We start from the raw sequence: 9,429 nt of genomic DNA, 5'->3' as shown, positions 1-9,429 counted from the left end.
TTTAAAATTTTAAATCTACTTGAGGAATTTTAAAATTTCATCGTGACGAGAGGTTTGCGAAATTTCAAACCTCTGCGTTTATCTTTTCTATCTTGCTCCAAGCTAGCAGGTGCACGATGCCGGTTATTATGAGAGCGACAAACGGTAGAAATTCCTTAAATGATGTGATGACTAAAGCCATAACTGCATCGTCAGTTTGCGGCTTGGAATTAGCCAAACCGAAGGGTCCCGCGCCGCACAGTATATTTAGCGCTAAAAACCCCACGCAGAGCCACACGTAGATGCGAAAGGCGCTCACGCCGCTTACTCGCGCCAAAGAGAAATTTATGCGAAGCCACGCTACGATTATGTAGATTGCGGCTGCAGGTATTACTAAATTCCGTATAGTCTCCCCTATTGTCTCTTTAGCCATCTCTTCTCTGCAAGAACTTAACGGATAAAATAATGAAAGCACCGCGAGGCAGATAAAAACAATTATGCAATTGCGGTAAAGCGCCGCCGCTTTTATGCCGCTAAGAGCCGAAATTTTGCTAAGCGCTCTTAATCTATAAATAACCGATAAGCAAATAAAAGCGATAAAAATTCCACCTATGATCACGATATTATATGGATACCCCGGTATGCCCTCAAAAACAAAGTCTATCGCCATCAAAACCACCGGTAGCGCTGTTAAAAACAGATCGATACCGGTGCTGATCATTCCCTCTTTTCTTGCCTGAGATACGATGTCTTGCATATATTAAGTCCTTTTAAAATTTATCCAGAAGTATACATAAATTGATGTAAAGCAGGAATTAAACAGCTAAATTTAAAATTTTAAAATTTCGTCGCAACTGGGCGCATACTGCGGAATTTTAGAATTCTACAGGAGCGAGAATAAAATTCCCTCGCGGTATTTTAAAACGGAATTTCGCCTATGGATTTGCGGGCATAATTTCGCGGCGGATTTCAAATCTCAGGCGCGACATACTTTTATCGCACGTTTTGCAAACCGGCAAGCCGCAGGTAGAATTCCGCTATGAGATTTCTGCTCGGAATTCCGCGGTAAAATTCCGCTATGGAATTTTGATCAAAATTTTAAAATGGAATTTCAAGTTAAATTTCGTGATTTAAATTTAGATCAAGACTAAATTCCGCGATTTAAAATTCCACGCCGATTGGCGAGTTGCTTTGTCGCGTCGATCGCGTGCAACTCGCCGCGCTACCTCAACTGCGCGCTAAAAATCTGCGTGATGCTGGGTATCTGCTCGCCCTCTATGTCAAATTCCGCCGTTTTCATTCGCACGCGGTAGAGCGCGTTTAAATTTTCCTCGTTCAAAACCTCGGCGCTAAGCCCGTAAACGTAGCTAAGATCGTCTTTTAAAATGAGCGTGCGGTCCGCCACCGCAAGGGCGTGGTTTGGCTGATGCGTGGTAAAAACGATGCTGGCGTTGCTCTTTTGCTTTAAATTTACGATGAGGCTTAGCACGCGGTCTTGGTTTTTGATATCAAGCGCACTAGCAGGCTCGTCCAGAAATAAAATTTCGCTTTTGCTCGCGATCGCTCTAGCAAAGAGCACAAGCTGTTTTTGACCGCCTGAAAGCGAGTTAAAGCGCTTATCTTTTAGGTGCGAGATTTCAAGGCTCTCAAGCGCGTCCAGGCAGATCTGTACGTCGCGTTTGCTCGGCTTTGAAAATAGCGAAATATCGCGCACGCGCCCCATCGCCACGATGTCTTGCACGCTGTAATCAAACGCGACGCTAAAGCTTTGCGGCAAAAATCCAAATTTCGCTTGCGTGCAAAGCTGCCCCTCTTTGAGGTCCAAAATGCCCATCATGCACGACATCAGCGTGCTTTTGCCCTGACCGTTTAGCCCCAAGATCGCTAAAATTTGACCGCGCTCAATCTCAAAGCTCAAATTTCTAAAAAGGAATTTGTCCTCTTCGTAGAAAAATCCGGCGTCTTTGATAGAGAGCAAACTACCTTCTGTTCGCATCGGCGCTCCTTTTTAATAGGACGGCGAATATCGGGCTGCCGATGAGCGCGGAGATGATGCTAAGCGGCACTTCGCTAGAGCTGATCGAGCGCGATACGTCGTCGATGGCGAGCATAAAAACGGCTCCCGCGACGAAGCAAGCGGGCATGGAGCGCAAGTGATCGCTGCCAAATATCATCCTGGCTACATGCGGCACCACAAGCCCGATCCAGCCGATGTTTCCGCTGACGCTGACCTGCGCGGCGACTAGTAGGGTGCAGACGACGAGGATGACCGAGCGTAGCCGCACGATGTTTACGCCGAGCACCTTTAGATCGCCGTCTTCGAGGCTGAGTAGGTTAAATCTCCACCGCATCGCGATGAGCGCCGCGACGCAGGGCGCCGAAACGGCGGTAAGCATGACGAGCTTGTCGTAGTCTGCGCGCACGAAGCTGCCAAGCAGCCAGTAGATGATGTTTGGCAGTACGTCTTCGTTGTCGGCTAGATACTGTACGAGGCTAGTTAGCGCGGCAAACACGCCGTTTATGACGATGCCCGCTAGGATGAGCGAAAAGACGTCGCTGCGCGAGACGAATTTGGCGATAAAATAGAGCATAAAAAGCGCTGCAAGCCCGAAAAAGAAGGCAAAGCCCACGATAAAGTAGGAGCCAAAACCTAGCATGATGCAAAGCGCGCCGCCAAATGCTGCCGCGGTGCTAACGCCCACGATGTGCGGGCCTACGAGCGGGTTTTTAAACACCGCCTGAAGCGCAAGGCCGCTAAGCGCCAGTATCCCGCCGCAAAGGCTCGAAAGTAGGGCGCGCGGGATGCGGATATCAAGCACCACGCTTTTTGCCGTCTCGTCGGCGGAGGAGCCGAGTAAAATTCTGCCCGTCTCCTCTAGGCTAACCGGATACTTCCCGATACCCAGCGATACCGCAAATAGCAGGATCCAGAGCAGCAGTAGGGCGGAAAATTTCATTTATAGCTCGTGCGGTAGAATTTTTGATAAAATTCCTCTACTTTTTTGTCAAACTCTGCCTCGTCAAAGTGCTTCGGATAGAGCTTCATCGCTAGCCACCACTCGCCAAGCGCCATGGCTTCGGCAGTCGGATAGCCCCACGCTTTGGCGTATTCTGGCATCATGTAAATTTTATCCTCTTTAACGGCGCTTAAATTTGCAAGCTGCGGGTTGGATTTAAGCTCGGCGGGTACCTGCGGGTAGCGATCCTGTACGAAGATCATCTGCGGCGCCCATGCTAAAACTTGCTCTGCAGATACCTGCTTGTAGCCTTTGATGCTCTGCGCCGCGACGTTTTGCGCGCCTGCACGCATAAACATTATGCCCGTGTATTCGCCGCTGCCGTAGGTCGTGAGATCGGGATTTGCCATGTAAATTTTAGGCCTTTTATCGACGATGAAGTCGCTAAATTTAGCCTTTAGCTGCTCTTGCGAAGTTTTGACGAAGCTTATTAGCTCGGCGGCCTCTTTCTCGCGGTTTGCGACTTTGCCAAGAAGCTCGATCCCGTCGTAAAAGCCCTCGGTGTAGGCCGCTTCGTCGTCTTTAAAGGTCGGATTTAGCTTGCCCTTATCGGCGGCGTCGCTGCGCTGGAAGCTAACGGCGACGACGGGGATTTTGAGCTCCGTCATTTTGTCGATGTATTCTTGCGGGATGTAGTTCGTGACGATCACGACGTCTGGCTTTAGCTTAAGCACCGCCTCGTAGTTGATGACCTTTAGATCGCCGGGGGTCGGCATATCTTTTAGGCTCGGCGCTAGGCGGATGTAGTTTTTGCCGAGCAACTTTTCCCATGATTCCTGCACGCCGACAACCTTATCTAGCGCGTTTAGCTCATTTAGCGCGTTTAGGCTTTGGTGCTGAAGCACGACTATGCGCTTAACTTCGTCGGGTAGCGTGACGTCGCGACCTAGCTGATCGGTTACTACGCGATCTGCAAAAAGCGAACTCGCGCACAGCGCAAGGGCTAGCGCGAAAGAGCGAGGCTTACTCATTTTCTATCCTTTAATTTGGATTATATACTTCTTAACACGCCCGATTTTGCGTACTTTTCAGGCAGTTGCGTTTAGAAAATATACTTTGAAATATTATAGATTTTTAATGATAAATTTTAGGTAAAAGATGAAATTTTAAAGTAGGGCGAATTTGAAAATTTACATCGTACGTATAAATTTCGCGTAGAATTTTACGGTGCGATATGGAATTTGTGAAGCAAATTTGTAAAATTTCAAGCGCTCGCGCGTAATTTTAGATTGGATTTTATGATCTATTTTGCGGTGTCGTCCATAAATTTTTATTCCAAAGCTCTACGCCTGAAATTCCTTTAATCCTAATCCAAGCGATAAGTTCTAAAATCGCAGATAAAAGGATTGCCGCAAGTGCGGCATAGCGGGCAGGTGCGCTGCCATACCACGGCTTATCGACGTCGAGTATTTTAAGAAGCTTAAGAAGCGCTTCCCAAATTAAAGTTATCACGGCGTAAATATAGAAAATTTTGCTTCCGCTTGCTTTGCCGAGCAAGTATAGTGTGGCGACCCGCTTCCAAAGAACGATGAGTGCCAGCATAATATTTGCGGTGCTCCAAAGAGCTATGATTTGAGATTTTCCTATCTCGGATATATGCTCCAAGCCTGCATAAAGCGCACCCATTACGCAATAAAAGGCTCCTTCGAAGGAGTTGCCGTTTTGCTGCAGAGCGTAATCCCAGATATCAAGACCGATATAATTTAGCGAATAACATAGCATCGCGCCCAGCAAAGCGGCATATATCACGTAGGCAAAAAACATAGTGCGACACGCGTTAAAGACTTTGCTATCGGAGATATCAGAGATCATTTTAGTCGCGGAGAGCTTGAAAATCATCGAAGTAAAAATCACGGCGACGATTGCGGCTGCGGCGGCGAAAAATCCTCTCATCGCAATATCATGCAAAAGCTCACAACAAGCCCAAATGATCAGATAGCAGCAGATCGATAAAACGCTAGAGGCTATGCCGCGGAATTTTATGGCGCTTAAAGTATCGCGCTTCATTTTTTGCCTTTGGATTTTAAAATTTATGGCGGATTATACTTGCGGGGTTTGAAATTTAGATAAATTTAGAAACTGCGCGTTGCTAAATTTATCCAAATTTTGAAGTCTCACGCCGATTTTAGAATTTGCGACATTTGGCGAAAGAGGGCGTTTGCTAGATAGTCATCCACCGCTAATCGGCAGATGCTCTAGTTAAAATTTAATCCCTTGCGCTTTAAAATTTGAATTTCAAACGCAAGAGACTTTAAATTTAAGGATCGAATTGATCGAATTTTATTTTACCTCAAAAGCAAAAGACGCGATGATCGTCTCTTCGTCGCATTTTTTCGGATCCGAAAATGCAAGCTTATTTCTCGCTTTGAGTATCCATGGTCCGGGCTTTAGAGCCAAGACTTCGATTTCGCCCTTATCGTCGGTCATGCCATAAAACGCGCTCATATCTTCTAAAAATCCATCCGGCGCGCCTTCTACTGCAGTTTCTGCGAGCGGTTTGCCCTCAAATAAGACTTTGATCTTAAATGGCTTATTGGCTTTGAAATTTGCCGGATTTTCCAAAGGCACGATCTCTAAGCGCTCGCCTACCGGCTTGGTTATCAGATCGCCCGCCTGCGTATTGATGACGCCCTTTGCCAGCATAGTGGCGCGACGGCAAAATTTAGCGTCTTTGATCGTATCTTTCGTGCCGCCCATATGCCATTTGCCGCTTTTATCCTCGGTCCAAAAGGTCGGTTTATATTGCCCGGTAATAATATAGACGCCTTCCGGCTGCTTTTCGCCTTCAAATTTATAGTTCTCGCTCGTGCGCTTTAGCTCGATTTTTTTGCCGTTTTTATCTATGACTACGGGGATTTCAAAATTATTTTCTCTCTGCTTATCAATCGGCTCGCACGTCGCAAATCCGTCACCAAAGCCGATTTGAACTCTTAGCTTGTCATCGTTTTGTCCTGCTAGCCAAAAATCATGCGCGCCGGCTACACTAAACGCACCTAAAACCGCTAATACGGCTAAACTTCTTTTCATTTTATATCCTTTCAGGGTTGATTGATTTTAAAAACTATATCTGACGCCAAGACCGAAAGTCCTGCCTTTGCCGTATGTTGCGAGGACGTTACGGCCTCTATCTCTGATGTGCGTGAAATACTCTTTGTCGGTCAAATTTTTGACGTAAAAATACACGTCAAAGCCATCTTTTAGGTAGCCTACTTTTGCATCCGCCGTAAAATAGCTCTTTTGGGCTAGCTTATTTTGAGCATCGAAGTAGGTCTTGCCTATCATATTTCCGTCCAGTCTTGTATAAATTCCCATCGGAGCGTAGTATGACGCGCCCAAAGAGAGCTTATACTCGGGGTTTTTCTCGATTTTATTACCTTTATTATTCGTACCGTCTTTGTTGATGTAATCTCCGTATTTGGTCTTTAGCAGACTTGCGGCTAAATTTATATCAAGCTCCTTGCTCGCTTTTGCGACGCCTTCAAATTCTACACCCATAGATTTTGATTTATCGGCGTTTGCGGTCGAGTAGATGTTGGGGTTATTGGGGTCGGTATAAAATATATGTGTGCCCTTGATGTCCATATAAAATAGCGCGGTAGAAAATCTAAAGCTCTCATACGAACCCTTTACACCGATCTCGTAGTCATCGCTCGTTTGTGCGTCAAATTTATTATCATCCCTACTGCCGCCGGTGGTGTAGAAATTAAAGCCGCCGGCTAGATAGCCCTTTGAATACATCGCGTAAATATTTAGCTCGTCGGTGATATCGTATCCAAGTGCGATTTTTGGCAAAAACGTCCTAAATGTCGCTTTTTCGTCCATCGAAAACACGGGCGCACCGGGATTGTGTCCCAGCTCGTATGAAAAGTAATCGACCTTTGTGTGTTTTCTGATCTGCTGATACCTGCCGCCAAGCGTAGCATCAAATTTGCTCGTGATCGGATAGATAATCTGACCGAATACCGATGCCGTCTGCGCGCGATTGACCGAAGGCCAATCCTCGACTATCGTCCTACCGCCGTCACCGTATTGGTCGCCGATCGGGCCGAAGACTTGCTTTTCATTTTCGTAATAAAGTCCACCGACCCATTTGAAGCTTTGCTCGCCTACGCTACTAAATCTAAGCTCCTCGGAGAAGGTATCATTTTTAGAATTTAAAAATGTAATTAGCCCGTAGTGATCGGGGTCGAGATAGGTTATTTTACTACCGAAATCCTCGTCGTAAAGCCCGTCTTTTTTGGCTCTACGAAAGGTCGTAGTCGAGGTCGCATCAAATTTGTCAAATTCATATTTTAGATCTAACGCTCCCGAGCTAGAGGTTTGCTTTACGCGGGCGGGAGTTTCTAAGTTTATATGCTTGGCTTCGCTTTTTGAGATATTGCCAAATCTCGATTTTGGGATAAAAAGCTCGTCGAGCGAGTCGTCCTGGCGGTGAAAAAGATCGCCGTAAATTTTAATCGTAAAACGATCGGTCGGCACTATCTTTAAATTTAGTCCGAAATTGTAATTTTTCTTGTCGTTGGCTTTATCTCCGTTTAGATCGTTGATGATCCAGCCGTCCTCTTTGGACGCCGAGCCGTTTAAGCCTAAAAATAGTTTATCATCAATCAGCGCGCCGCTGGTTTCAAAAAGACCTAGCATGTATTTGTGCGAGCCGTATTCGGCGCCGACGCTGCCACTCCATTCGTTAGTCGGCTCTTCTAAAACGATATTAATAATGCCGCCGATTGAGTCTTTGCCGTAGATCGCACTGCTAGGACCTCGCAAAACCTCGACGTGATCGATATTTGTAACGGGGATATAGGCTGCGTCTTTGTTACTTTGCGCTACGCCGCCGACATAGACCGTGACGGGGTTAGAACTCGTATATATCGAAGGATTGAGCCCTCTAGTACTAATGCCCTCGTACATCCCACCCACACCGGTAATGTTTGGCATAGTTTTTACCAGCTCCTCGACGTTTTTGACTTCTCGTTCTTGTAGCTCAGTATCACTTACGACGCTGATACTTTGTGGCACATCCTTTAAATTTTCACTTATTTTGTTTGCGGTAACTTCTACTTCGCCGAGATTTACGCTTTGCTTAGTTTGCTCGTCGGCTATGGCTGGATTTGCGGCGCTCAATAAAAGTAGGGTAGCTACAGCTTCAGAGAGAGAGAGAGTAAAAACTTTCAAAATTTAACTCCTAAAATCTGATAAAATTTTCGTGTTATTATATCAGATGAGATAATCATTGTCAATACTATTACAATATTAAATTAATGTAGAATATAAGTATGATTTATATTGAATTTAATGTTGCAAATTTAGATACAAAATAGGGCAATACAATAAACTTATTATAATTTAAACAATACGTTCATAAAATTTATGGAAATGATGCAAAAATTAATAAAATCAAAAAATTCATTTTTATAAATCGTTTACTACATAGAAATCATTAATAGGAAAATATATATATCAGTAGTTCATCATTTTTCAATTTTTTGGTGCAAAACACTATAATTCTAGGTATTCTATATTGAAAACTATAATTTTCAAGTAAAAATTTAATACAAAATTCACGTACAATTCTATGAATAATTTCATGTATTTTTGATACGTTTTGGTGATTTTATTAGAAGAATTTTTAACATAAATCTATATTTGATAAGGCTCTCTTTAACTTAAGCTCACACAAAGGAGCAGTAAGTTACGATGAGAACTATGAAAAACAAGTATATCTATCGTTCCCGAATTTCAGAGAAGAAATTTAGAGAAATTCTCAAGTATTTTGCAGAAGACATAGAAGCATCAAAGATATCGAATTTAACTAAAATCTCAGAAGTACGCTATGTAAAATCTTTAGGGAAATAAGAATTCTTATGTCTAAAGAGTGTGAAAAGATAAGCAAATTTAGCGGTGAGATAGAAATAGACGAAAGCTACTTCGGATCTAAAAGAGTAAGAGGCAAGAGAGGTAGAGGTGCAAGCGGAAAGCAACCGGTATTCGGTATGCTTAAAAGAGATGGCAAGGTCTATACCCAGATAGTTAAAAACTGCTCTGCAAATGAACTAATACCCATATTATCGGAATTTAGCGAATTAGATGAGAGTGTGATTTATTCTGATTGTTGGAAAGCTTATGATGGATTAGTGGATTACGGAGCCAAAGCACATTACAGAGTAAAGCATTCTAAGAATGAATTTGCTAATGGTAAAAATCATATAAACAGCATAGAAAACTTCTGGGGATATGCTAAACATAGACTAGCTAAATTTAAAGGGATAAAGAAAGAAAATTTCTTGCTTCATCTAAAGGAATGTGAATTTAGATATAATACTAAAACTACACAGGAAAACTTATATCAGAAACTGTTGAAATTGATAAGAGAAAATCCGCTTAAGTTTAATTGAGCCTAAATTTATAGAAACAATTGATTTTTTTTTAAATA

Annotated in this window: 7 protein-coding genes and 1 pseudogene; 1 reads left to right on the top strand and 7 read right to left on the bottom strand. The window is 43.8% G+C overall.

The window, feature by feature from the left end:
- Positions 1 to 64: 64 nt before the first annotated feature.
- The 7 genes from Q0438_RS08855 to Q0438_RS08825 form a co-directional block, all read right to left on the bottom strand.
- Entirely contained in the window at positions 65 to 736 is a 672-nt protein-coding gene (locus tag Q0438_RS08855; RefSeq protein WP_299190234.1) for a hypothetical protein, read from the bottom strand.
- A gap of 465 nt (positions 737 to 1,201) precedes the next feature.
- Positions 1,202 to 1,975 (bottom strand): ABC transporter ATP-binding protein, encoded by a 774-nt coding sequence (locus Q0438_RS08850; protein ID WP_299190232.1) that lies wholly within the window; start codon positions 1,973 to 1,975, stop codon positions 1,202 to 1,204.
- Positions 1,959 to 2,936 carry an iron ABC transporter permease gene (locus Q0438_RS08845; RefSeq protein ID WP_299190230.1) on the bottom strand — a complete coding sequence of 326 codons (978 nt, stop codon included), beginning with the start codon at positions 2,934 to 2,936 and terminating at the stop codon, positions 1,959 to 1,961. Before Q0438_RS08845 ends, Q0438_RS08850 begins: the two co-directional genes overlap by 17 nt.
- Complete coding sequence (locus tag Q0438_RS08840; protein ID WP_299190228.1) at positions 2,933 to 3,967, bottom strand: ABC transporter substrate-binding protein; 1,035 nt, start codon at positions 3,965 to 3,967, stop codon at positions 2,933 to 2,935. The genes Q0438_RS08845 and Q0438_RS08840 overlap by 4 nt, the downstream gene beginning before the upstream one ends.
- Before the next feature lie 265 nt (positions 3,968 to 4,232).
- Positions 4,233 to 5,003: a hypothetical protein gene (locus Q0438_RS08835; RefSeq protein WP_299190227.1), complete on the bottom strand. Its 771-nt coding sequence runs from the start codon at positions 5,001 to 5,003 to the stop codon at positions 4,233 to 4,235.
- Positions 5,004 to 5,276: 273 nt separating this feature from the next.
- Positions 5,277 to 6,023, bottom strand: a complete 747-nt coding sequence (locus Q0438_RS08830) for a DUF4198 domain-containing protein (protein ID WP_299190225.1) — start codon at positions 6,021 to 6,023, stop codon at positions 5,277 to 5,279.
- Positions 6,024 to 6,050: 27 nt separating this feature from the next.
- The gene (locus Q0438_RS08825) at positions 6,051 to 8,171 is read right to left on the bottom strand and encodes a TonB-dependent receptor (RefSeq protein ID WP_299190224.1); all 2,121 of its coding nucleotides are present in this window, start codon (positions 8,169 to 8,171) and stop codon (positions 6,051 to 6,053) included.
- A 531-nt stretch (positions 8,172 to 8,702) separates the two neighbouring features.
- Between Q0438_RS08825 and Q0438_RS08820 the strand changes: the two are divergent.
- A pseudogene (locus Q0438_RS08820) lies at positions 8,703 to 9,391 on the top strand (IS1595 family transposase).
- Positions 9,392 to 9,429 lie beyond the last annotated feature (38 nt).

The sequence above is a fragment of the uncultured Campylobacter sp. genome (genome assembly GCF_938030785.1).
Lineage (GTDB): Bacteria > Campylobacterota > Campylobacteria > Campylobacterales > Campylobacteraceae > Campylobacter_B.
Note: the sequence above shows the minus strand (reverse complement) of the source record. Positions and strands in the feature narration are given on the sequence as shown.

Excerpts from the sequence above, each read along its gene's own strand:
- Q0438_RS08855 (WP_299190234.1), bottom strand. The coding sequence starts at position 736 with ATGCAAGACATCGTATCTCAGGCAAGAAAAGAGGGAATGATCAGCACC.
- Q0438_RS08850 (WP_299190232.1), bottom strand. The coding sequence starts at position 1,975 with ATGCGAACAGAAGGTAGTTTGCTCTCTATCAAAGACGCCGGATTTTTC.
- Q0438_RS08845 (WP_299190230.1), bottom strand. The coding sequence starts at position 2,936 with ATGAAATTTTCCGCCCTACTGCTGCTCTGGATCCTGCTATTTGCGGTA.
- Q0438_RS08840 (WP_299190228.1), bottom strand. The coding sequence starts at position 3,967 with ATGAGTAAGCCTCGCTCTTTCGCGCTAGCCCTTGCGCTGTGCGCGAGT.
- Q0438_RS08835 (WP_299190227.1), bottom strand. The coding sequence starts at position 5,003 with ATGAAGCGCGATACTTTAAGCGCCATAAAATTCCGCGGCATAGCCTCT.
- Q0438_RS08830 (WP_299190225.1), bottom strand. The coding sequence starts at position 6,023 with ATGAAAAGAAGTTTAGCCGTATTAGCGGTTTTAGGTGCGTTTAGTGTA.